Here is a 23426-nt window from a genome sequence, read left to right on the forward strand (position 1 = left end):
GGACGTGGTCGTGGACGGGCACGCCTACGTGACGGGCGGCGTGCCCGCCTCCGTCGGCGCCGAGGGGCTTCCCGCGCTGGGGCTCTGCGCGCACATCGACTCGGTGAGCGACGTGCCTGCCAAGGGGGTCCGTCCCCACGTCGTGCGCTACGAGGGGGGAGACCTGGTCTCCGGCGTGGTGGACGGCAAGCCCGTCGCCACGACCCAGGAGCAGTTCCCCGACCTCAAGGGCCTTGTGGGCGAGGACATCGTCTGCAGCGACGGGCGCACGCTCCTCGCGGCCGACGACAAGGCGGGTGTGGCCGAGATCTGCTCGCTCCTGCACCGCATCCAGCAGGACCCCGACATCCCGCACCCAGCGCTCAAGATAGCCTTCGTTCCCGACGAGGAGATAGGCCATGGCGCGCGGCTGCTCGACCTCGAGAAGTTCGGGGCGAAGTGGTGCTACACCGTGGACGGCGAGGCCCTGGGCGAGTTCAGCTACGAGACCTTCAACGCCATGGAGGCGACGGTGACCGTCCACGGCGTCATGGTGCACCCGGCCGTGGCCAAGGACATCATGATCAACGCCATCACCGTGGCGAGCGAGTTCCAGCAGATGGTGCCTGCCTTCGAGCGCCCCGAGCACACCGAGGGTCGCGAGGGCTTCTACCACCCCATTCGCATCGAGGGCACGGCGAGCGACGTCCGGCTGACCTACATCATCCGCGACCACGACTCCGGGCGTTTCTTCGCGCGCGAGGAGACCCTGCGCAAGATCGCGGCCTTCCTGAACGACCGCTACGGTGCCGACACGGTGAGCGTGGACTCCCGCATCCAGTATCGCAACATGGGCGAGCACCTGACAGGCATGGACTTCCTGGTCACCAACGTGCTCGAGGCGCAGGAGGAGCTGGGCATCCCCACCAAGGTCATCGCCATGCGCGGAGGCACCGACGGGAGCCAGCTCACCCTGCGCGGCCTGCCCTGTCCCAACCTGGCCACGGGTGGCTACAGCGCCCACTCCGTGAGGGAGTTCATCCCCGTGAGGAACATGGTGCTCACGGTCGACCTGCTCCAGCGCCTGGTGGGCAAGTTCGCCGTGCCCCAGCAGGCGTAGGGGGGAGGGGACGGGGGAGAGGCCCCGCCATCCCGCGTCGAACCCTACCCTGGGCCCTGCCGCCCGCAGGCGAATCCCTGCCTCTGGGCTGGGGATTGAGCCGCATACAGAAGAACGCCGCCCGCACGCCAAGCGCCCGTGGGCGGCGTTCGCCTTACCCCCTAAGGTAGTGGCTGAGAGAGTCATGCACGTTGGTGGGAAGTTCGAGGATGGGGGAGGTTCCATGCGCGGCAGGCACGGAGGGGCGATTCGCCCATGACCCTGCAGATGCTTGCCGGCCTCACTGCCGCCGTGCCCGTGGTCGCCACCGCCATCGAGCTGGTGGGGAATCCGGGACTCTCCGAGCGCCACCACAGCCACCACGACACCTACATCGTGTCGGGCCAATTCTCGCGCATGCTGGTCATGGCCATGGTCTTCATGGGTGCCTTGGGCCTCATGCTGGGCTGGCTCTGCGCGCTGGGCGCCTTCAAGGCGGACACGACCGTGGTCTTCGCCTTCTTCCTGGCCTTCCTCCTGGTCACCTTCTCCTTCTGGCTTGCGATCAAGCACTACCGCGTGGTCACCTACGTGGACCGCATGCGCATCACACCCTTCGTGGGCCTCACGCGCACCGTGCGCTATCGCGACATCGCGCGAATCGAGTGGGCGAGGCCCAACGCCCTCGTGGGCTACCAGAGCGTGCGTGTCTTCGAGCGGGGCAAGAGAGGCTCCATCACCATCTGGGGGTCACTCGACGTGGACCAGATCCTGCTGCGCATCAACCGCTTCGACGCTCTGGACTCGGGGCTGTAGCGGCGGTTGCTCCTGGGCCTCTTTTCGGTCGAAGCGCGATGGTAAAATCAACAGCAAAATTTTGCTGTTGATTTTGCTGTTGATTTTCGGCTGCAATCGTTGATTTGGAGAGTCTCATGAGGAAAACGAAGACGCTTGAATTCAGAGAGGAGATTTCAAACAGCTTTCTCAAAACTGTGTCCGCCTTTGCGAACTATGAGGGCGGGTCAATCCTGTTTGGCGTGGACGACGCGGCGCGGGTTGTGGGGCTTGGCAACGTACGGGCAGCCTGCCTTGACATCGAAAACAAGGTCAATGATTCTATTTCTCCCCGCCCCGACTATGAGCTTCTGCCCAACACGAAAGACTCCACTGTCGAGCTCGTGGTTCGTCCGGGGAGGTCAAAGCCGTATCTCTATCGCGCCAAGGCATACCGACGTAGCGATAGCTCGACCGTCGAGGTGGATCCCATCGAGTTCAGGAGGCTCGTGCTCGAGGGGAGTAACCTTTCGTACGAGCGGCTGAGCTCAAGAAGCCAGCAGTTTACCTTCGAGACGCTCGGCTCGGCGCTGAAATCCACGGTTGGCATTAAGAATTTCGACACGGACACCCTCAGGACGCTCGAGCTCTACTCGGACGAAGATGGCTACAACAATGCCGCTGCCCTGTTGGCAGACAAGAACGATTTGCCCGGCTTTGACATGGCTCAGTTTGGAGAGAGCATCAGCGTAATTCTGCGTCGGGAGACGAGTGCCGGGAAGTCCGTGTTGCTCGAATACGAAGATGCAGTCCGCATGTACAGGGATTGCTACTGCTGCGAGCGGATTTCTGGGTTCGAGCGAACCAAGATCGAGCGCATACCCTCCGAGGCGTTTAGGGAGGCAATCGCGAACGCATTGGTTCATAGGACCTGGGATGTGCCTGCCCACGCGCGCATCGCGATGTATCCCGACCGGGTGGAGGTGTCATCCCCTGGCGGCCTGCCAACGGGCATCTCGGAGGAGGAGTACCTTGCTGGCATGGTTTCGATCAGGCGAAACCCCGTTCTTGCCAACGTGTTCTACCGGTTGGGCCTCATAGAGGCATTTGGAACGGGGGTTCAGCGTATCCGGGACGCATATGCCAGCAGCAAGACAACGCCGCGTTTCTTGGTGATGGAGAACACCATCACCGTGATCCTTCCGGTGACAGTTGCCGACCTTGGGCTCACCGACGATCAACGGCTCGTGTATGGGCTGTTGAGCCCTACCGTTCCTCGGCCTTCGGGAGAGCTGCTGGGTATGGTCGACTTCGGAAGGTCAAAGCTATCGCGCATCCTCAAGGAGCTCATTGAGCTTGGGCAGGTCTTTACGGTTGGGGCCGGCAGGGGGCTCAAATATAAAAGGGGCAATTGAGACCGTGCTTCTTGTGAGTTTGAGTCGCAAGCCCCTGGTTGATGAGTAATTTGCACGCTTGTGTCCAGGAACGGTGGGCTCGGGTTCCCTGTACTAGAATGTCTTAAGCGTCCCTGTATCCACGGATTCGAACTTTAGCTACGCGGGCGACGGCCCGCTTCCAGGAGTTTTTAGCTATGGAAAGACCCAAAGACGATCGACGCGGCCACTCGGGCGGCGCCAAGAGCCACCGCAGACACCTGGCCATGTATGGGGTTGCGGGTGGTCTAGGCGCTGCCATCCTCGCCGTTGGTGCGGTGGGGGAGGCCGTCGCGATGGTGCGCGACGCGCGACTCAAGCCCAAGCAGGAGGCCCTGGCTCCTGTCACGCGCGAGAGGGCCCAAGCGGTCGTTTCCGAGGCCACCTATGGCACGGGCATCGTGATCGAGGAGGAGCAGATTCCCCCCGTTCCCGGCTCGCGCGACACAAAGGCATATCACATTGCCAAGCGGGTCTTCGACGTGGCGTTCTCGAGCGTAGCGGTGGTCGTGGGCTTCGTTCCCACCGCCGCCATCTGCCTTCTTGTGGCGTTGGACAGCAAGGGGAGCCCCATCTACGCCCAGCGGCGTGTGGGGCGCTATGGCATACCTGTGGACATCCTCAAGATCCGCACCATGGTGGCTGATGCGGACGACGTGGAAAAGCACCTCAATCCCGAGCAGCTGCAGCAGTGGCTGTCCGAGCACAAGGTGGATGACGACCCGCGCGTGACCAAGGTCGGTAAGTTCCTGCGCAAGACCTCGTTGGACGAGGTGCCCCAGTTCCTCAACGTCCTCTCTGGCTCCATGAGTGTGGTCGGCCCGCGCCCTGTCGAGCCGGACGAGCTGGCGGCCTACGGTCAGAGCGTGGCGGAGTTCCTCAGCGTCACCCCCGGCATCACGGGCTGGTGGCAGGTCAAGGCCAGAAACGACGCCACCTACGAGGACGGCTCGCGTCAGAGGCTGGAACTCGAGTACATCCGCGACCGCAGCCTTGGGAGGGACCTCCTCTGTGTCTTCGGCACCTTCCATGCCATGTTTGGCTCGCAGAAGACGGGCCGCTGATGGACGGCCAGAAGACAGATCCAAAGCTACGGGTGGCTGTTGCCGCCCACAAGCCCTACTGGATGCCCGACGATCCCGTATTCCGGCCCTGTTGGGCAGGGGCGGCCCTTCACGCCGATGGCATCCCCGAGAACTGGGCACGTGACAACGAGGGTGAGGGCATCAGCCAGAAGAACAGGAACTACTGCGAGCTCACGGTGCTCTGGTGGGCGTGGAAGAACCTCAGGGCCGACTACCTGGGGCTAGCCCACTATCGGCGCTACTTTGCCAGTGCGCAGACGGGGGAGAAGAAGTCGCGTATCGCGTCAGGTGACTATCTCATGGGGCAGCTCGACAAGGCCCCCGTCATCCTCCCAAAGAAGCGCAACTACCTCATAGAGACCAACTACTCCCAGTACGTGCACGCTCACCACGAGGAGGACCTTGCACAGACCAGGGCGATACTGGAGGAGAGGTACCCTAGCTACCTTGCTGCGTACGATGCCTCTATGGGGCGCATGACGGGCCATCGCTTTAACATGTTCGTCATGAGGGCCGATCTCTTTGGCTCGTATTGTGAGTGGCTCTTCGACGTGCTGGGAGAGCTGGAGCGGCGGCTGGACATCAGTGGCTACAGTGACTACGACAAGCGCGTGTACGGTTTCGTCTCCGAACGTCTGCTTGACCCTTGGATCGAGACCAACCACATCGACTATGTCGAGCTGCCTGTCGTCAACTTGGAGGACCAGCACTGGGTGAAGAAGGGGACGAGCTTCCTGAAGAGGAAGTTCACTGCAGAAAAGTAATTATTCAAAAGGGACGTTGATTATCTATGCTTAACTTTGCTGTAGGACCAGTTCCTTCTAATGATCAAGTGCGTGCCATAGGATCGCAAGATATTCCATATTTCCGCACCAAAGAATTTTCTGAAATAATGCTCCAAAACGAGCGGATGCTCTGTGGTCTAGCGCATGCACCCAAAGACTCCAGGGTATGCTTCATCTCTGGCTCTGGCACTGCAGGTATGGAAGCTGCCGTGATGGGGACTCTTGATCGGCAAGATCGAGCCCTTGTGGTTGATGGGGGAAGCTTTGGCCACAGGTTTGTTGAGATGCTCAGTCGGCATCATATACCACACGATGTAATAAAGCTGGTGTACGGGACTGCCCTATGCGAAGGTGATTTACTACCCTATGAGGACAAAGGTTATACGGCGTTTCTGATTAACTTAGGGGAGACCTCGCAGGGCATCCTATACGATGCGGAGCTTATCGGAAGCTTCTGCGCGCGAAACGGCCTATTCCTCATCGTTGACACCATTAGCTCATTTTTGGCGGATCCATTCGACATGGAAGCCATTGGCGCCGACGTCATGATTACTGGATCACAGAAAGCCCTAGCCTGCCCTCCTGGCGTTGCTCCGATAATTCTTTCGCCAGTCGCCATGGAGCGCATCAACCGTATTGAGCAGCCGTGCATGTATCTTGACCTTCGCCTTGCGCTTGAGAACGGCAAGAGGGGGCAGACTCCCTTTACGCCTGCGGTTGGCACGTTGCTGCAAATATATGCACGTCTTCAGGCCATAGAAGATAGCGGTGGGGCTGCTGCCGAGGTATCTCGAGTTGCTCGTATCGCTCAAAATTTCCGTGATTTAATAGTAGATTTGCCGCTTGATCAAAGGCTTACCTCCCCATCAAACGCAGTCACCTATTTGTCCACGAGAGATTGCTCCGCTCGTAAAATATTCGAGGTTCTTAAGGATGAATATGAGATTTGGGTTTGTCCCAATGGGGGTGCATCTGCCGAGAAATCTTTCCGTGTCGGTCACATTGGTGAGCACGATTTTGCGGACAACGCCTTGCTTGTCGCGGCTTTGAGAGACGTCTGTCGACGTGGCCTTATGGGCTGAGGTGGATGTCTGTATGAAAAGGGTAATCACATACGGAACTTTTGACCTATTGCATTACGGTCACGTGCGCTTATTAGAGCGTGCTCGGTCCCTTGGCGATTATCTTGTGGTTGCCGTCACAACGGATGACTTTGACATTGCGCGGGGAAAAATCAACGTGCAGCAGTCTCTTGCGGAGCGCATGGACGCAGTGAGAGAGACCGGTCTTGCCGACGAGATTATCGTCGAGGAGTACGAAGGCCAGAAAATCGATGACATCCAAAGGTTGGGGATCGATGTTTTCACCGTCGGTTCGGACTGGGTTGGTCAGTTCGACTATCTAAAAGAGTATTGCGAGGTAGTCTATCTCGACCGTACAGAGGGAGTTTCAAGTACCCAGATTCGATCTGAGCGAAAGCGGATGCGCCTTGGGCTTGTAGGCGACGTCCCCTTCCTTGCCAAGTATCTATCCGAGAGTACTTACGTAAATGGGCTGGAGGTCCGTGGAGTTTGCGCCAAGCGACCCGAGGGCCTTCAGGATGGTCTTCGTAGCCTTGAGATTGTAACTAGTTCGATTGATGAACTTCTTGCTGGCGTGGATGCCGTCTACATTGCTTCGGCTCCGGAAGAACACTATTGGCAAATAAAGAAAGCCCTGAGCCAAGGCGTGCATGTGCTATGTGAGTCTCCAATAACTTTGGATGTACGAAGCTACGAGGAACTAGAGCATCTTGCAGATACACGTGGCATTCGCCTGCTTGAGGCGATACGTCCAGCCTATAGCACTGCTTTCAAAAGACTTTGTTTATTGGTGAAGAGTGGCGTAATTGGGCGTGTGACCGCCGTTGATGCCACTTGTACAAGTTTGAGCGAGGGTCTGGGCAGCTCGTCAAAGATTCCTGCTGGGGCGTGGGGAAGTATGGGCGAATGGGGCCCTATCGCAATGCTTCCTGTATTCCAGATTCTCGGGACGGGATTCATTGATCTGCAGATGACCTCCCGCCGTTTTGATACCAAGGAAACGCTCGATGCCTTCTCAAGGGCAGAGTTTGTCTTTCCGGATGCCGTTGCCTCAATAACAGTCGGAAAGGGCGTCAAGTCCGAAGGTGATCTTGTGGTCTCCGGAACACGCGGATACGCCTATGTTCCCGCTCCCTGGTGGAAGACTGATTACTTTGAGCTTAGGTTCGAGAATCCTGCGGATAATCGTAGATATTTCTATCAACTGGACGGTGCAGGGGTTCGCAATCAGCTCGCCTCGTTCGTGCTAATGGTAGAGAATGGGTTGGAGACGCGCTACATTGCTCCAGAAACGTCGCACGCAATTGTAAAGGTAATGTCTGATTTCGTAGATGGGAGGAATGTGACGCAGATTTCTTAGCGTCATGCCTGCTGTCATGGGAAAAGCTCAAGCGGATTTAATAGCCACTGGTGACCTGCGCAGAATGCAGCTAGAGGAACTGGGAATACTCAAAGAGTTTGTTGCCTTATGCAAAAAGCACGACTTAAAGTATTTCTTGATCGGTGGCACGCTATTGGGTGCCGTTCGACATCACGGCTTTATTCCCTGGGATGATGACATCGACATTGCCATGCCTCGGGATGACTATGAAAGGTTCCTGTCCCTACCTTCCTCTGAATTTCACGAGCCGTTCGCCCTTTGTACATTTGAGAATGATGGCGCCTATAGATACCCCTGGGCACGTATGATTAGCCATAACATGCGAGAAATAAATCGCATGGCAAACATTCCGCGCGTTGAATATTCTTGGATTGACCTCATTCCGCTTGATGGTATTCCGAATCCTGGCATCATGAGGGCGCTGCACAAGGTACGGCTGAGCTTCTGGTGGAATCTCAATCAAATCGTTCAGTTTGATGAGCTAGTTGATCAGAGACGCCGACGTAGCACGATTGGTTCTGCATCTGTCAAGATTGCCTCGTGCTTCAGATGGCTCAACCACTTGGTTCCCTATAAGACCTGCCTCCGTGCGCTCAACAAGATCCTCAAAGAGTGTCCCTACGAGTCTGACACACACGATGTCCTTAACTTCCTCGCTGCCTTTGGCTTCGACGAGACCTTTCCCCGTTCTTCTTTTGCCACCAGTGCGCTTTACCAGTTCGAGGGGGAGAGGTTCGTTGGTCCCGCTGACTTCCAGACGGTCTGCGAGACAATATATGGACCCACCTACATGGAGTTTCCGCCCGAAGAAGACAGAAACAAGCACCATGCGGAGATAATCGATGACTGAGCCAACAACTGAGTTAAAACCCAAATTGATAAAAAACAAAGCCGAGCGTCTCTCTATTGACGAAATCCATGAGGCTTGCATGACGCTGCTTGAGGAGTTTGATGCGTTATGCCGTTCGAATGGATTGCGTTACGACATTGTAGGCGGGACGCTATTGGGTGCCGTTCGACACCGTGGCTTCATTCCCTGGGATGATGACGCCGACGTATCCATGCCCCGTCCCGACTATGAGCGTCTTTTGGACCTTTGCCTCGACTTTGGCGCGAAGCTTCAGCCGAGGCGTCGGATTGTATCGCTGAGGGACAAGAGCTTTCCACGCCACTATGCACGCTATGTCCGAACCGACCTCTTGCGTGACGCAAGATTTGCCTCTGATGAGGACTGTCCCTATTTTGGCATTGACATCTTTCCTCATGATGGCATTTCTGAGGACACAACGGAGTTTTCGCGTCAGATCAAGCGCATCGAGCGCTTGCGACGACTTCTGTTGATTAGTACGTCTAGGAAGGGCTCCAGCAGCAGGGGGAAAAGCGTTGCCCTGGCCAAGGACCTGGTGCGCCCGCTTCTCAAGTTGTACGGAAGCTACAGAATCGCATCGAGGCTCAATGCGGAGTGCTCACGAGTTCCTTTTGAAACTGCAAAATATGTGGGTGGAATTGCAGGGATGTATGGACTAAAGGAACGTTGGTCGAAAGAACAAATGCTCCCTCAAACGGAGTTCGACTTCGGACGCCTTAGGTTGTTGGGCTATAAAAATTATGATATCTATCTTTCTAACTTGTACGGTGAGTACATGACTCTGCCCCCAAAGGACAAGCGCGTACCCCATTTTGATTCCTTCTACTGGGCATAGCACCTGATAGTTGTCAATTTGGACGCTTGCGTGCCTTTGGACCTAACGTTGACAAGGTGGTTATGGCTGCTTGGAGTGCATGCGCTATCGTATAGACGTCAACATTGCGCGTCTCAAGACTATTCGAGCGTCATGCCGAGAGGAAGCTCATGAACATTGCGGTTATCTTCGCAGGCGGAGTAGGAAGACGCATGCGCTCAAAGGACCTACCAAAGCAGTTTTTGGTTATCCATGGCAAGCCCATCATCGTGCGTACCGTCGAGCTGTTCGAAAAGCATTCGGATATTGATGCCGTTGTGGTGGCATGTGTTCCCGAATGGATAGAGTACTGTGAACAGCTTTTCTCTCAGTATGGCTTCAATAAAGTAGCCAAGGTGGTTGCAGGGGGTACGACGGGACAAGAGTCCATCTACAAGGGGCTTCAAGCTGCAGAGGTTGTGTCGGGTGGTGAAAGGAGCGTGGTGCTCGTACACGATGGCGTGAGACCCCTTATCTCTGAGTCGACCATCACTGATAACATCGATGCTGTGCGGACGTATGGCTCTGCGGTTACCTGTGTTCCTGCCAAAGAAACAGTAGTGGAGATAGATGAGGGGGGAGAGGTAGTTAAGGTTCCGGAACGTAGCCATATTCGCTTTGCTAGAGCACCTCAAAGCTACTGGTTGGATGAATTAATTGCAGCACATGGGCGCGCCATTGCCGATGGGCGGGAATTTGTCGACTCCGCTTCGATGATGAGAGCATATGGTCACTCTCTCCATCTTGTGGATGGGCCGGAGGAGAATATAAAAATTACCACTCCTGGTGACTTCTTTGCCATGAGGGCAATACTTGATGCGCGCGAGAACGAGCAGATTTATGTCAGCTAGGCAGCGTTCGAATTCGGACCGGAGGAAGCCGATGGTGCCTGTCGTTTGGTCCCGTGTGCTCGACGAGGATTTTTCCCGCATTCCCAGGGACGAGTTCGAGCCGTTCCATGGGAAGACCGTCCTCGTAACGGGCGCTACAGGACTCGTTGGCTCACTTATAGTGAAGGGCTTCGTCTATGCCCGCGAGACATATGGGATAGACACAAGGGTCATGGCTGTCGTGCGCGATGGGTCGAAGGCACGGAGGACCTTCGCGCCCCACTGTGGCCAGCTTGATCTGGTGGTCTGCGATCTTATGCACGACGTGCCCAAGATAGACGGGGAAGTTGACTATATCGTCCATTGTGCCGCGATTACACAGTCGAAGCTCATGGTAGAGCGCCCTGTCGATGTCATCGACCTGTCCGTCTGTGGGACTAGGTCGGTCCTAGGAATGGCTGTCCAAAAGCGTGCACGCATGGCATACCTCTCATCGATGGAGGTGTACGGGACGATTCCGGGGAAAGACAGGGTGGGAGAAGACCAGCTCGGCTTCATCGATCTGGGGTCAGTGCGCTCCTGTTACCCGGAAAGCAAGAGACTGTGCGAGAACCTCTGCGTCGCTTTTGCGGTGCAGCACGGCCTCGACGTGTCAATCCTCAGGCTGGCTCAAACCTTTGGCGCCGGTGTAGGCCGCACGGAAAGTCGAGCCGTCGTCCAGTTCGCTCGCAAGGCGGCAGCGGGAGACGATATCGTTCTCAAGACGAGGGGTCTTTCGGAGGGAAACTACGTCTATGCTTCCGATGCGGTGAGGGCCATCCTTCTAGTACTCCTGAAGGGTGAGGCCCGAGAGGCATACAACGTCTCCAACGAGTCAACCCACATGACTATCCGTGAGCTTGCGCACTTTGCCACTAGGGTCTTTCCCACAAGGGGGAGTCGGGTTGTCATAGATGTCGACGAGCAAAATTCCAGTGGTTATGCGGCGGACGTCAGGCTGTTCCTCGATTCTTCTAAGCTTCGACGTCTTGGCTGGGAGCCGCAGGTCGACCTTGGCGAGGCCATGCTTCGTACCATCGCGTATCTGGAAGAGCAGGACGAACCCCGGGAGGACTAGAACCTTGACCCCGTCTGCCCCTGACATGGCCGTCGGCGTGCGCGTGAGCGTAATCGTGCCGGTATACAACTCGGATGAGTTCGTACGCCATACCGTAGAAACACTGCTGCAGCAGGACTTCGAGGACTTCGAGGTTCTGCTGATGGACGATGGATCGTCCGACAGCAGTGGATCGATTTGTGACGACATGGCAGCTCACGATAAAAGGGTACGCGTTTTCCATCTCGAAAACGGTGGCATGTGCCGGGCCAGGAACCTGGGAATCGAATACGCAAGGGGAGAGTACGTCTCCTTCTGCGACAACGACGACGAGTGCCTTCCGGGCTTTCTGTCCGCCAACTTTAATCTGGCATACAGGTATGGTGTCGACTGCGTCCGCTTCGGTCGCAGGCACGACCTCATCATGGGTGGGCGGGTGTGCCGGACGGACGTGCTGTGCCCCTCCAAGGAGGAGGTGCTGTGGGGTGATGACGTCGTCGAGCACTACGATACGGTCATGACAGCAGGCTCGGGAGTCTGGACTGGCATGTACCGACGGTCGACCATCCTTGAGAATGGCATCAAGTTCGATGAGAGGCTGAGGAGCGGTTACGAAGACCACATCTTCAACGCACGGTTTATGGAAGTGGCCAACGGCGTAGCCCTTAACCCCTCTGTTCTCTACGTCTGGTCTCAGCGCGCGTCGCACAGTGCGTCAATGAAAATTCGGGATGACTACTTCCTTGGCCTTCGCTTGGCGGCCTTGGCAGAAACGAGGTTGCTTGACAGAAATGGATTCTCTGGCAGGAGGCCAGACATATACGCGAAGTGCATGTGCTTCTATCTGCACAACGGTCTCAGCATCTCGAGCAAAAGTGGGGCGAGTGTCAGCCTGGAGGCGAATCGTCCCTTTTACGAGTCCTTACGTCAGACGTTTTGCGAAAGTGGCGTCCACCGTTTGGACGAAAAGTGCCTAAGGCCGCGTGACCGCCTGGCCTATCACCTGTTGTGGTCTGGACGCTACCGCGTCCTCCATCTTGCCTGCATGGTTGTATATGGAGCTAAATATCGTCTAAGGCATCCTCACGTCTAAGTGCTCCGCGCATATGCCGACGGAGTTGCAAGATATACGTACCTAGGCTTCCGGTAAGCCAGAGCGTTACGATGACGGCGAGCACCACGATTACCAGCACGCTCGTGTTCAGCATTCTGCTGAACACGTACTCCTCACGCTCGAGATCGAATAGGTTGCTCCCTACGTACAAGAAGGGCACGACGACTGCGGGGATGGTGTGCCTTCGGGCGTACTCGTACATCGCCTCGAAGATACCTCCTGCTGCAGTGCCCAGGACGATGATGCCCGCTATGCCGAAGTCGGCAAAGTATCTGAAGAACATCGTGTAGATATTGCTGTCATGGTTGCCTATGCGGACGAAGTCGGATGCGTAGGGCTGGAGGCTATGGATGATTCCGAACTTGTAGGCAAAGACGTACAGGTTGTAAAAGCTGCGCATGCCTGGGTATGGGGATGCCGCAATGCCTCTGTCGAGAGCGAGCTGAAACGAGGGAAGCCCCCCGCTCACATAGAACGATATGTAGCTGTCGAGCGAGCTTGATGCCATTCTCCCCACAAGCGCGGACGAGAAGTAGAACAACGGGATGCCAAGCAAGACAGCGATGCCACCGATGGTGATCATCTTCTTGGTAATCAGTCTCGCACTGCGTCCGTCTCGGAGTTGCAGGAGGAAGAAAGCCAGGGCACTTGCGAAGGCGTAGTTCGCAATGGGGCCTCGGCTGCCCATGAGAATGGTGTATCCGCACGTTGCCAGAAGGCAGGACAGGGGAGGAACGATTCCTTTCCAGCCACGAGCATCTGCGATGCTCCGTACTGAGAAGAAGACGGAGCAGTATGCGATGACGGTCACGAGCTTATCGGACTGACGAGAGACGAAGCTATACCCCTCGCCCATGCGTATGTTGGCGGTTGAGAACGAGCTGCTGGTGACTTGTCGAGCCCACTTCGCAAGGTCGACGTAGCTCTCGAAGTGCTTGCCTGCTCCAGCTGCCATCTCGGTCATGTCGTGGATGCGGATGGCTGCGGCGGCGATGACCACGACGAAGAGGACGAGGTACTTCCATGAGGCCACCTCAAAAGAGTGGGTGTGGTGGCTGTCTAGACTACCTGGCCTGGCATAGTGTCGACCACGGGGGTTTCTGGTTTGCCAAAACGCTCGCACGAGAAGTGCCCCTAGAGCGAAGCACGTGCAGCCAAGCAACAGAAAGGAGAAACCGTCCACCTTGAGAGGCACTTCGTTCCAGGTACGCATTCCCAGGATGGAGAGCGCGGCGGCGAGACAGAAGACAAGGGTGTTGAGGGGTGCGGGTGACAGAAGCTCGAAGTCCGATTTCGTCAAGCAGAGCCAGAACTCGATGAGCAAGACGATTGCAAGAAGCAGGTTGAATAGCATCACGTTGTCCCCATGGTAGTCGTTGGCGCATGTGGCCTTGCGCATACCTTATCATTGCGGGCTTTCGTTCGGGATCCATGTGCGCAGTGAGACCGACCGCGCTGGCACCCTATGTTCTGAGGGCTTTGTAGGTTGATTGGACGCGGTTCCCGTTGGCGACAAGGAATGCCACATAGAACAACAGGTACGCTGTGGTTGCTACGAGGGGAGGCAGGAGAATCGTCATGGTGACGAAGGCTCCCGTCAATACAAGCTCCCATATTCCGATGCTGGTGGGTGGGACGCCGATGGCACGGTTGAGGTAGCTTTCTGAGTAAAGGCTCCTGATTATGATTGCCAAGACGACGGAGCCTATGATTACGTAGATTGAGTGGAAGATACTGGTTCCTAGGAAGGTGCCGAGGGCGCTGAGCAACGCAATGCACGCATTGATTCTGAACAGCACCGCTTCTTCGCGGCGCACCTTAAAGAACGTGGTGCATGTAATGTTCATCTTGCTGTCAAAGACGCAGAGGGGCATCAGATAGATGAAGAAAACGAAACTATGCGCGTACTGGGGCAGCCACAGTCCGAGGAGCCAGGTCATCGGTTGGTACAGCAAGTAGACCGCAGGAAAGGCGAGTCCCATCGCATCGCGGGCCACAGTGTAGAAGTGCTTGGCGGACTGGGCGCTGCTCTGCCTGAGGGCAGGGAAGAGCACCATGCTTGCCTGTGAGACGAACGCTAGGAAGAAGTTGACCATGGAGAGAGCGAGCGAGAGCTCTCCGAATGTCTTGATGCCCCACGTCGCATCGATGGCGAAGCGCGCGATGCCGAGAACCAGCTGGCTGGCGATGTTTGCAAGCATGAGCTTGATGCCCACGCGGATGCTCTGGATACCCTCCCGGGCGGCTTGGCTCGGTGCTAGGATGCCAGATTTTGTAAAGTCCCGTAGTAGGTACAGGCAGAAGCCAAGCTGCACGACACTTGAAAAGATGTAGGAGATGACGTATGGCTCGAACGCATGGATCCGCCCCGTTAGGAGTAATAGGAGTGGGACGAGAAAAGACAGGCGCTCGACAATGGACGAGTAGGAGGAGAGCCTGGTCTCGTTCATTGCCTGCAGTAGGAAGGTCAAGTATGTCGCCGCGTTCTGTATGACGAGGAAGATGCCCGTGCAGACAATAACGAACTCCCGCTCGGGGCCAAAGCCTCCAAGGACGGCTATCGCGACGATGACGACGGCCATGATCAGTTGGAACGATAGAGCGAAGGCGAACTGTGAGTTGACCGACCGTCTGTCAATCTTGTCGCGTGACTGCCCTCCCTTGATGAGGTAGACACCGTCATTGAGCCCTAGGTGAAAGAAGCCGACATAGCCTATGTAGAAGATGAAGAGCTGCCAATAGCCGTATTGTTCGGTGCCGAGGAGCTTCGGGACGATCAGCGACTGGACGATGCTCAGCAGCATGCTCACCCCCTGGGCGAGGAAGGCTACCGAAACATTCTTGATAAGGGTTCTTTTGTCCATGGGAGAAGTATAGGGGTGGCGCGATGCGTCTGTCTCTTGGTACCGGCGGGCGCATGGAAAGAAAGGATATTAGGCGAGATAGGTGCAGGTTCTTTTGATGCGTCATGGAAAGATGAGTCGGTATTCTGCGCGTTGAATGCGCCAATTTTCTCGCGTGTTGATAAAACGAACGGAATGACCATGCCTCCTAAAACTATCCAGAAAGGAGTCTGTGGTCTTTTCCAAGATGCGCTCAAAAGGGCGAACATGTCATGAGAGTTGATTTTCGCATCGTCACATCGAGGGCCTACTTGGGTAGTGCAGACTGAGGTGTGTTTAGCGGTATGCTTCGTCTGAAGATACGTGACTAACGAGGAGATTTTACTTGGGTGAGTCCAGGCCATGGCTAAGGGCAGTCTCGGGAATGAAGTCCATGGCGCTTCTTCTCATTTTGGTTTGGCATTGTGGAGTGTTGAAAGCGCCCGATTTGGGTGCTAGGTGCTGCGAGATATTTTTCGTTTCCTCTGGCTTCCTTGAGGCGTACCGACATGGCTTCTCTTGGGAGTTCATGTTGGAGGAGTGCTTTCTCTCCGTGCGTAGGAAGTTGCGCGTCATTTATCCGGTGTATCTCGCATCCCTCCTGTCGGCTGTCGCCCTGTCTTTCCTGACTGGAAAAATCACCCTCGAGTTGAGGTTCGTGGGAACAATGCTGCCTTACCTCTTGTTGATGCAATCCTGGTTTCCCAAGATTGCATTGCTTCCGGAATACAATGGTGCAAGCTGGTTCCTATCTGCGCTGTTGCTTTGCTATGCAGCGACCCCATTCGTTGCATACGTCGTGAAAAGAGTGATGGGTGCGACCGCTCTCGACTCAAAGGTCTTAAAGATGTCTTTGCTCATGGCGACGATCTTCTTGGTGCGGACGGTTGCCGAATTACTTGCCGTGACATTTCCAGATATCTATTCCTACAGCGTCCACAGCAATCCTCTCGTCCGTCTCCTGGAATTTTCGCTTGCCTATTGCGTTGGCATCGTCTTTACGGATTTTTTGCCCACGAGAGGTATCAGTCCTTGGAAGAAGGCGACTCTCGAGTTGTCGATAGTTGCCGTCTATGTAACCGCTGTCTGGTACGGTAATGCGCTGCTTCCGCGCTCTGCTTTTGTTTTTCTTGCATGCCCACTGGTGGTGGTCTTTGCTAGGGGAGAAGGGCCTATCTCTCGCTTTTTGTCCCTGGCGCCCCTCCAGAGCTTTTACGCAATCGAGATGTCCTTCTATCTTTTTCACCAAACCGCCTGTCGCATTGCGGCGATTGATGTTTTCAAGACTCTCTATAGTGGCATTCGCGGCGGCAGAATAATTCACGTGACAATTGCGTTGGCTCTGACTTTGTTGTTTGTCATGGCCTGGAGACTGTTGTCTACGGCTTTCAACTCTCGTTTCCACCGCTTGAACGTCGGGTAGCCGGTCCTCTCCTTGGTGTAAGGTTTCGGACGTGGTCGCGTTAGGGGAGGGCCCTCCTCGCGACCGGTGCCTCGTCTGGTTGCCCTTTGACCCAAAGGAGCTCACATGACCCAGATTGCCACGCGTTGCGTCCAGGCTGGCTATGCGCCCGGGAACGGGGAGCCGCGCCAGATCCCCATCGTGCAGTCCACGACCTTCAAGTACGACACCTCCGAGCACATGGGGCAGCTCTTCGACCTCGAGGCGGAGGGCTACTTCTACACCCGCCTGCAGAACCCCACGAACGACGCCGTCGCCGCGAAGATTTGCGCCCTCGAGGGCGGCAGCGCGGCCATGCTCACCAGTTCGGGCCAGGCGGCCAACTTCTTCTCCGTGTTCAACATCGCACAGTCAGGCGACCACGTCGTCGCCTGCTCCACCATCTACGGCGGGAGCTACAACCTCCTCGCCCACACCATGGCAAAGATGGGGCTCGAGACCACCTTCGTCTCTCCCACCTGCTCGGACGAGGAGCTCGAGGCGGCCTTCCGTCCCAACACCAAGGCCGTCTTCGGCGAGACCATCGCAAACCCCGCCCTCGCGGTCCTGGACATCGAGCGCTTCGCCGCCGCCGCGCACGCCCACGGCGTGCCCCTGATCGTCGACAACACCTTCCCCACGCCCGTCAACTGCCGGCCCATCGAGTGGGGCGCCGACATCGTGACCCACTCCACCACCAAGTACATGGACGGCCACGGCTGCGGCGTGGGTGGCGCCATCGTGGACTCCGGCAACTTCGACTGGATGGCCAACGCCGAGCGCTTCCCAGGTCTCACCACGCCCGACGAGTCCTACCATGGCATCGTCTATGCCGAGCGCTTTGGCCGGGCAGGCGCCTTCATCACCAAGGCGACCTCCCAGCTCATGCGCGACTTCGGCTCCATACAGTCGCCCCAGAACGCCTTCTACCTCAACCTGGGGCTCGAGAGCCTGCACGTCCGCATGCCGCAGCACTGCGCCAACGGCCAGGCGGTGGCGCAGTTCCTGCAGTCCAACCCCAAGGTGGCCTCTGTTCGCTACCCCGGGCTCCCCGATGACGAGTTCTACGCCCTTGCGCAGAAGTACCTGCCCAACGGCAGCTGCGGTGTGGTGAGCTTCGAGGTGGCGGGGGGCCGCGCGGAGGCGGAGAGGTTCATGGCGGCGCTGTGCCTCTTTGCCATCGAGACGCACGTGGCGGACGCGCGCAGCTGCTGCCTGCACCCCGCCAGCTCCACCCATCGCCAGATGAGCGACGAGGAGCTTGTGGCGGCGGGCATATCCCCCAGCATGGTCAGGCTCTCCTGCGGCCTGGAGGCGGGGGAGGACCTGGTGGCCGACCTGGACCAGGCGCTCGCGTCCGTCTAGGGCCAGCGCGAGGGAGGGAGCATGGAGAGGGACGCCTTGGTGAGGGTCGCCGCGACGGGCGGCTACGGCACGGTCTACTCCGTCGAGGAGGGCGTGTGCGAGGTCGCCTTGATCGACCCCCAGGCCGAGGAGGACTTCCTGTCCGTCCCGCAGGCCATGGTCGAGCCGCTCGAGCGGGCGTATCCGGAGTCCATGGGCGAGCTTGCGGGACGGCTCGCCCTCCTTCACCTGCGCGTGAGCTGCGGTGCGGCTGCGGGAGGCGGCTTCGAGGCCTTCGTCGGCCGAACCGAGGACGACGCGCTCGAGCTCTGGTGGGCCGAGGGCAACCATCGCGCGAGGCGGGTGTCCCACCTGGAAGGGGGACAGGCCAGCGCCCTGGCGTCAGCGCTCAGAGGGCTGGACCTGGAGCCCTGGGAGCACGGCGGGGGCGCACCGGCGGCGCGCCCGGGCGGATGGCACTGGTCCCTGGAGTGCGCCGGCGCGGGCATGGGGGCGAGCGGCTTTGGCCACGACGGCGCTCCCGAGGGGCTGCGCGACGTGGTCGAGGCCCTTGCGGGAATGGGACTTCCCCTTGTCTGGGACGACGAGGGCCCGCGCCTTGCCTGAGGCTGAGCCGTCCGCCGGGCAAAAGGGAGGACCCATCTCGGACGAATCGGCCCCAAAGCCAAGAACCTACTACGTCTACGTGCTGGAATGCGAGGATGGCTCGCTCTACTCCGGCATCACCACGGACGTGGTGCGGCGCCTGCGCGAGCACCTTTCCCAGAGGCCTCCTGGGGCCCGCTACACGCAGCGACATCGGCCCGTCGGCCTGCGGGGGCTCTGGGACTGCGAGGGCCGCTCGTTGGCCTGCAGGTTGGAGTGGCGCCTGCACCATGCGAGCCGCTCCCAGAAGCTGGAGCTGCTCGCTGCCCCGGAGCTTGCGGGAGGGGGGTGGGAGCCCGTTGGCGAGGAGGAACGGCTTGTCCTGTGGGAGGAGGCTGTGGTCCCGACAGGCGCCTAGCCCTGCGGCTTAGTTGGCCGTGCCTGCCTTGGGCTGTGCCTCGTGGATGGTGACCGTGCTGCCCACGGCTACGACGCTGTCCGTGGGGGGCTCGACGGCGGCGACGGTGCCATTGACGAAGTCGTCGGTGAGGACTGCCTCGCCCCTGGCCACCTCGAGGCCCATGCCGCGAAGGAGCACGGTGGCCTTTGCCACGGTCATGCCCCTGAGGTCCGGGATCGAGACGCTGCTCTGCTCGTTGTCGTCTGCGAAGTCGCTGGTGTCACCCGCGTCGGGGTTGGGGCCGTCCGACACGACGAGGTCCACCTTGGTGCCCATGACCTCCATGGCCCCTGCCTCGGGCCCCTGGCTGATCACCTTTCCCGCGGCGACGGTGTCCGAGTAGGCGAAGGTGACGTCGTCCTTCACAAAGAACTTGGTCTGCGCGAGCGCCGTGACGGCGTCGTCCAGCGAGAGCCCGACCAGGTCGGGAACGGCCTGTGTCACCTCGGGGGACTTGCCCACCTTGAGCGTCACGTCCCCGCCGCTGGGAAGCGCGCTGCTGGCCGTGGGTTCCGTTGCCAGCACGCGGCCCGCGTCCTCCGAGCTCTGGGTGACCTGCTCGCTCACCTCGACGTCGTAGCCCTGCGACTCGAGCTCCGCCTGGGCAGACGCGGCATCAAGGCCCACGACGTTGGGTACCTCGGGGTCGGAAAAGAGCCCGAAGCAGCTGGTGAGGATGAGGCTGGACCCCAGGATGGCGACCAGGACCGCGATGATGCCGGCGACGAGCAGGTGGGGGAACCCTCGGCCTCCCGGCAGCGTCCCCGTGCCCTCGTCGACGGCCCAGCCCTGCTCGATCTTGGGGGCCCTCACGTCCGCGGCCTTCACGGCTCCGGTCGCGTCTGGCCCCAGGGCGCTGCCGTCGTCGACGGCGTCGTCGTCCTCTTTGGGGGTGGGCGCGGCCTCGATGGTGGGGAGCTGCTCGTCCAGCGCCTGGGAGGGTGCCGCGTCCCCTGGCGCCACGGCGGAGGTGGTGTCAGGCTCCAGGCGCTCGCCCTCGGAGGGTGTGCCGACGGCATCGGGCGACGCCGCACTCGCGGGCTCCAGCGCCGCATCGACGTGCTCGACGCGCGCGTGCTCGGTTGCCGAGTGCTCGGGGAGCACGACCTCTTCTTGCCCGTTGGGCCAGGGGCAGCTCGTCGCCATATGGCGCGGGACGTTGCCCTCGCCCGTCGGGCTGGGCTCGTCCTCGACCCTTGGCATGCGGTCGCTGTCGTCGGTCACGCTGGTTCCTCTCGCCTTCCTGCAGTGCCGTGGGACAGGTTGTCCCAAAAAGCGTTGGACTATCTTACGCCAGTGACCTGTGACTTGTCACTTTTCGCTGCCGTGGAAGGTGGTTATGGGGGGGCTTGGGGGCAATTCAGCTTGTGAATAAGGTCGTCTTGGGACATTGCCCCGCCGGGCAGCTCGAGCATCAGCGCGAGGGCCAGGACGAGCCCGTCCTCCAGGCTCCCGGGGTCCACCCACTCGTCCCTGGTGTGGAGGAGGCCGCCATGCACCGTCCCCACCGTGAGGGCGGGGATCCCTAGGCTGAGGGGGATGTTGGCGTCCGTGGAGGCGGGGGAGAGGTCGGGCTCCTCTCCCGTGACGGAGCGGATTGCCTCGCAGGCGAGCCTTGTGACGCGCTCCTGCGCCTCGGGGCGGGTGCCTGCGTTCCCGGGCCTCATGCCTATGCGCTCGAGCGAGGTGCGGACGCCCCTCTCGCCCGCGTTGGCGACGACCTCTTGCAGCCGGGTGCGCATCGCCGCGAGGTTTGCCGCGGACTCGCTGCGGTATTCGAAGAGGCAGCTCGCCTGGGACGCGATGGCGTTGACCGTGCTCCCGCCCTCGATGCGTCCCGCGTTGATGGTGGTCCGGGCGCCCGTGGTCGGGTCCTGCGGCAGCGTGCTGGCATAGAGCTCGCCGACGACGCGGCAGAGGCGCTCGATGGCGTTGGGGCGGCCGAAATCGTGGTAGGAGTGCCCGCCTTGGGTCCTGACCTCGATCCTCCAGCGCTCGGAGCCCACGGCCACGCCTATGCATTGGGGCAGGTACAGGTCGAGCGAGACGAACGCTCGCACGGTCGTGCCGCAGGCCTCCAGCCAGCGGAAGACGGCCTTGGTCCCGTCGAGGTTGCCCAAGCCCTCCTCGCAGCTGTTGGCCACGACGAGGAGGTCCGCCCGTGCGGTGGCCGCAGCGAGCTCTTGTGGGTGTTCCAACAGGCAGCTCGTCGCCATGAGCAGCGCCACGAGGTTCGCCGTGTCGTCGCCTATGCCCGGCGCGAGCAGCCGCCCTCCCTCCTCGCGCACCTCGAAGGGCTCGACGTCGTCGAAGACGACGTCGGTGTGGGCACAGAAGAGGACGAGGTCACGGCAGGGGGACGGCGTTCCGGGGCTGGCCTGGGGCCTGGACGGCGCGGCGTGGTCGCTCTCGCCCGAGGGACGTCTGAGGAGGCAGAGGACGTTCTTCTGCTCGTCCACCCAGACCTCGTTTGCGCCCTGCCGTCTGAGCCACTCCGCTACGAAGGCCGCCCGGCGCTCCTCGTGGCGGGTCGGGGCGGGGATGCCGGCGAGCGTGCGGAGCAGCTCGAGCTCCTGGTCGTGGTGGTCCCGCGCGTAGGCCCGGAGCCTTTGCAGCAGTGCTTCGTCCATCCTGGCCTCCCTGGTCTGTGGCTGGTTCCATGATGTCACAGGGGGGGTCGCGAGCGCGCGAGGCGCGGAGGCAGGCGCGGGGGCAGGCGCGCGGGGTTCGGTTGCGCGAGTCAATGGGCGTTTTGGGGTGCGTCGTGGAGTTCTTCGTGCGCAGACGAGGAATGGCCTGCGCACGAAATCGCACTGACCTGGCCTTTTGTCGGCACGGCGCGCAGACCGGGAGTGACCTGCGCACGATTTTGGAGCGTTTCTCTCCTTCTCTCCTATGGTACGTTGACAAGACCTCAAAGTGATATCATTATGACCTCAGCCTCTCCGTGCGGGGAGGGACACGAGGGCAGCGCCTCCATGGGGGAGGTCGGCCCCTCGCGCAGAAGGGAACGAGACATGAGCGCAGAGAAGAAGGCCCACGCGGCGTCTGGCTGGGCGATGCTCCTGGTGGTCGTCGTCCTGTACCTGGCGAGCGTCTACATGGTCGTGCGAGGCATCATGAACGTCAGCCTCTACGACGACCTGGGGCTCGTCGCCCCCGTGACTGCCTGGGTGGCCATTCCGCTGGGCTTCGTCATGCTGGCGGTGGCAATAATCCTGAGCTGCGGCTTCTTCGCCCTGCAGCCGGGACAGGCACGCATCTGTGTCCTCTTTGGCAAGTACGTGGGCACGGTGCGTGACGAGGGGCTGCGTTGGGCCAACCCCTTCTACTCCCGCAACCTGGGCAGCTCCAACGCCTCGCCCTCGGTGGACATAGCCGCCTCCCTCACGGGCATCTCGAGCGCCAGCGCGGGCTCTCCCTCTCATGTGCACGGCGCCAAGATCTCCACCCGCGCACGCACGCTCAACGGCGACCGCCTCAAGGTCAACGACAAGATGGGCAATCCCATAGAGATTGCGACCGTGGTGGTGTGGCGCGTGGCCGACACGGCGAAGGCTGTCTTCGACGTGGATGACTACGAGAGCTTCGTCTGCATGCAGACCGAGACCGCGCTGCGCCACGTTGCCAGCATCTATGCCTACGACCACATGGAGGACGAGGACGAGAGCGCGAGCTCCATCACCCTGCGCTCCAACATCGAGGAGGTCTCGGAGAGCCTCAAGGCGGAGCTCGAGCGCAAGCTGGCCGTCGCGGGCGTCGCCGTGGACGACGCGCGCCTGACGCACCTGGCCTACGCGCCCGAGATCGCCCAGGCGATGCTCCGCCGCCAGCAGGCCGACGCCGTCATCGCCGCACGCAAGAAGATCGTCGAGGGTGCCGTGAGCATGGTGGACATGGCGCTCGCGCAGCTCTCGGACGGCGGGATCGTGGAGTTCGACGACGACCGCAAGGCCGTCATGGCATCCAACCTCATGGTGGTGCTCTGCGGTGAGTCCGAGGCGCAGCCCGTGCTCAACACCGGCAGCCTGTACCAGTAGGGCGGTGCGTCGCGTTGGCGAGGAAGCAGTACCCCCTGCGCATCGACCCCGAGCTCTGGTCCGCCGTCCAGAGGTGGGCGGCGGACGAGATGCGCAGCTCTAACGCGCAGGTCGAGTGGATCGTGCGGGACGCGCTGCGCCGGGCGGGGAGGCTGCCCGGGAGGGGCGGAGGGGACGTGGCTCCCCCTTCCGGGGGAGAGGAACAGCTCCCTAGGTCGCGGGACTAGGCGGCGAAGCTTGGCGTCGTCGTGCGGAACGCGCCCGAGATGGCACC

General features: G+C 59.7%; 22 protein-coding genes. 18 read left to right on the plus strand and 4 right to left on the minus strand.

Annotated elements, in window-relative coordinates; translation table 11 throughout:
- From pepT to ACMPH2_RS03375, 12 genes are all read left to right on the plus strand, one after another.
- On the plus strand, positions 1-1099 hold a 1099-nt coding region (gene pepT, locus ACMPH2_RS03320; RefSeq protein ID WP_417118619.1), incomplete at its 5' end, for a peptidase T.
- A gap of 255 nt (positions 1100-1354) precedes the next feature.
- On the plus strand, positions 1355-1894 hold the full coding sequence (locus ACMPH2_RS03325) for a hypothetical protein (RefSeq protein WP_009279587.1): 540 nt from the start codon (positions 1355-1357) through the stop codon (positions 1892-1894).
- Between the two features lie 116 nt (positions 1895-2010).
- The gene (locus tag ACMPH2_RS03330; protein ID WP_417118620.1) at positions 2011-3267 is read left to right on the plus strand and encodes an ATP-binding protein; all 1257 of its coding nucleotides are present in this window, start codon (positions 2011-2013) and stop codon (positions 3265-3267) included.
- Between the two features lie 176 nt (positions 3268-3443).
- On the plus strand, positions 3444-4349 hold the full coding sequence (locus tag ACMPH2_RS03335; RefSeq protein WP_417118621.1) for a sugar transferase: 906 nt from the start codon (positions 3444-3446) through the stop codon (positions 4347-4349).
- 32 nt (positions 4350-4381) lie between these two features.
- Positions 4382-5134: a DUF4422 domain-containing protein gene (locus tag ACMPH2_RS03340; protein WP_417118622.1), complete on the plus strand. Its 753-nt coding sequence runs from the start codon at positions 4382-4384 to the stop codon at positions 5132-5134.
- A 26-nt stretch (positions 5135-5160) separates the two neighbouring features.
- Positions 5161-6237: a pyridoxal-phosphate-dependent aminotransferase family protein gene (locus ACMPH2_RS03345; RefSeq protein WP_417118623.1), complete on the plus strand. Its 1077-nt coding sequence runs from the start codon at positions 5161-5163 to the stop codon at positions 6235-6237.
- A gap of 13 nt (positions 6238-6250) precedes the next feature.
- On the plus strand, positions 6251-7597 hold the full coding sequence (locus ACMPH2_RS03350; RefSeq protein WP_417118624.1) for a Gfo/Idh/MocA family oxidoreductase: 1347 nt from the start codon (positions 6251-6253) through the stop codon (positions 7595-7597).
- 4 nt (positions 7598-7601) lie between these two features.
- Entirely contained in the window at positions 7602-8468 is an 867-nt protein-coding gene (locus ACMPH2_RS03355; RefSeq protein WP_417118625.1) for a LicD family protein, read from the plus strand.
- Positions 8461-9321, plus strand: coding sequence for a LicD family protein (locus ACMPH2_RS03360; RefSeq protein WP_417118626.1), 861 nt, complete (start codon positions 8461-8463; stop codon positions 9319-9321). The genes ACMPH2_RS03355 and ACMPH2_RS03360 overlap by 8 nt, the downstream gene beginning before the upstream one ends.
- Positions 9322-9470: 149 nt before the next feature.
- Positions 9471-10190 carry a 2-C-methyl-D-erythritol 4-phosphate cytidylyltransferase gene (gene ispD / locus ACMPH2_RS03365; protein WP_417118627.1) on the plus strand — a complete coding sequence of 240 codons (720 nt, stop codon included), beginning with the start codon at positions 9471-9473 and terminating at the stop codon, positions 10188-10190.
- Positions 10191-10221: 31 nt separating this feature from the next.
- A complete protein-coding gene (locus ACMPH2_RS03370) occupies positions 10222-11286 on the plus strand; it encodes an NAD-dependent epimerase/dehydratase family protein (RefSeq protein WP_072500707.1) in 1065 nt (354 codons plus the stop codon).
- A gap of 4 nt (positions 11287-11290) precedes the next feature.
- On the plus strand, positions 11291-12358 hold the full coding sequence (locus ACMPH2_RS03375) for a glycosyltransferase family A protein (protein WP_009279570.1): 1068 nt from the start codon (positions 11291-11293) through the stop codon (positions 12356-12358).
- On the opposite strand, the gene ACMPH2_RS03380 is transcribed toward ACMPH2_RS03375, so the two are convergent.
- The gene (locus ACMPH2_RS03380; protein WP_303131826.1) at positions 12327-13733 is read right to left on the minus strand and encodes an O-antigen polymerase; all 1407 of its coding nucleotides are present in this window, start codon (positions 13731-13733) and stop codon (positions 12327-12329) included. The two genes, ACMPH2_RS03375 and ACMPH2_RS03380, sit on opposite strands and share 32 nt — an antisense overlap.
- Positions 13734-13842: 109 nt before the next feature.
- Positions 13843-15243, minus strand: a complete 1401-nt coding sequence (locus ACMPH2_RS03385) for a lipopolysaccharide biosynthesis protein (protein ID WP_417118628.1) — start codon at positions 15241-15243, stop codon at positions 13843-13845.
- 403 nt (positions 15244-15646) lie between these two features.
- Here ACMPH2_RS03385 and ACMPH2_RS03390 point away from each other — a divergent pair, with 403 nt between their 5' ends.
- The 4 genes from ACMPH2_RS03390 (at position 15647) to ACMPH2_RS03405 (ending at position 19070) form a co-directional block, all read left to right on the plus strand.
- Positions 15647-16684, plus strand: a complete 1038-nt coding sequence (locus ACMPH2_RS03390) for an acyltransferase family protein (RefSeq protein ID WP_417118707.1) — start codon at positions 15647-15649, stop codon at positions 16682-16684.
- A 105-nt stretch (positions 16685-16789) separates the two neighbouring features.
- A complete protein-coding gene (locus ACMPH2_RS03395; protein ID WP_417118629.1) occupies positions 16790-18067 on the plus strand; it encodes an O-acetylhomoserine aminocarboxypropyltransferase/cysteine synthase family protein in 1278 nt (425 codons plus the stop codon).
- A 21-nt stretch (positions 18068-18088) separates the two neighbouring features.
- Positions 18089-18673 carry a hypothetical protein gene (locus tag ACMPH2_RS03400; RefSeq protein ID WP_417118630.1) on the plus strand — a complete coding sequence of 195 codons (585 nt, stop codon included), beginning with the start codon at positions 18089-18091 and terminating at the stop codon, positions 18671-18673.
- Positions 18666-19070 carry a GIY-YIG nuclease family protein gene (locus tag ACMPH2_RS03405; protein ID WP_417118631.1) on the plus strand — a complete coding sequence of 135 codons (405 nt, stop codon included), beginning with the start codon at positions 18666-18668 and terminating at the stop codon, positions 19068-19070. Before ACMPH2_RS03400 ends, ACMPH2_RS03405 begins: the two co-directional genes overlap by 8 nt.
- Positions 19071-19079: 9 nt before the next feature.
- Here the strand turns inward: ACMPH2_RS03405 and ACMPH2_RS03410 are convergent, their stop codons facing one another.
- Together ACMPH2_RS03410 and ACMPH2_RS03415 are read right to left on the minus strand one after the other, a co-directional pair.
- The gene (locus ACMPH2_RS03410) at positions 19080-20336 is read right to left on the minus strand and encodes a PASTA domain-containing protein (RefSeq protein WP_417118632.1); all 1257 of its coding nucleotides are present in this window, start codon (positions 20334-20336) and stop codon (positions 19080-19082) included.
- Positions 20337-20449: 113 nt separating this feature from the next.
- Entirely contained in the window at positions 20450-21742 is a 1293-nt protein-coding gene (locus ACMPH2_RS03415; RefSeq protein ID WP_417118633.1) for a M20/M25/M40 family metallo-hydrolase, read from the minus strand.
- A 387-nt stretch (positions 21743-22129) separates the two neighbouring features.
- Between ACMPH2_RS03415 and ACMPH2_RS03420 the strand changes: the two genes are divergently transcribed.
- A complete protein-coding gene (locus ACMPH2_RS03420; protein WP_417118634.1) occupies positions 22130-23152 on the plus strand; it encodes an SPFH domain-containing protein in 1023 nt (340 codons plus the stop codon).
- Between the two features lie 14 nt (positions 23153-23166).
- The gene (locus ACMPH2_RS03425) at positions 23167-23379 is read left to right on the plus strand and encodes a type II toxin-antitoxin system antitoxin (protein WP_009279561.1); all 213 of its coding nucleotides are present in this window, start codon (positions 23167-23169) and stop codon (positions 23377-23379) included.
- Positions 23380-23426 lie beyond the last annotated feature (47 nt).

Source organism: Olsenella phocaeensis, from assembly GCF_048189965.1.
Classification (GTDB): domain Bacteria; phylum Actinomycetota; class Coriobacteriia; order Coriobacteriales; family Atopobiaceae; genus Olsenella_I; species Olsenella_I phocaeensis.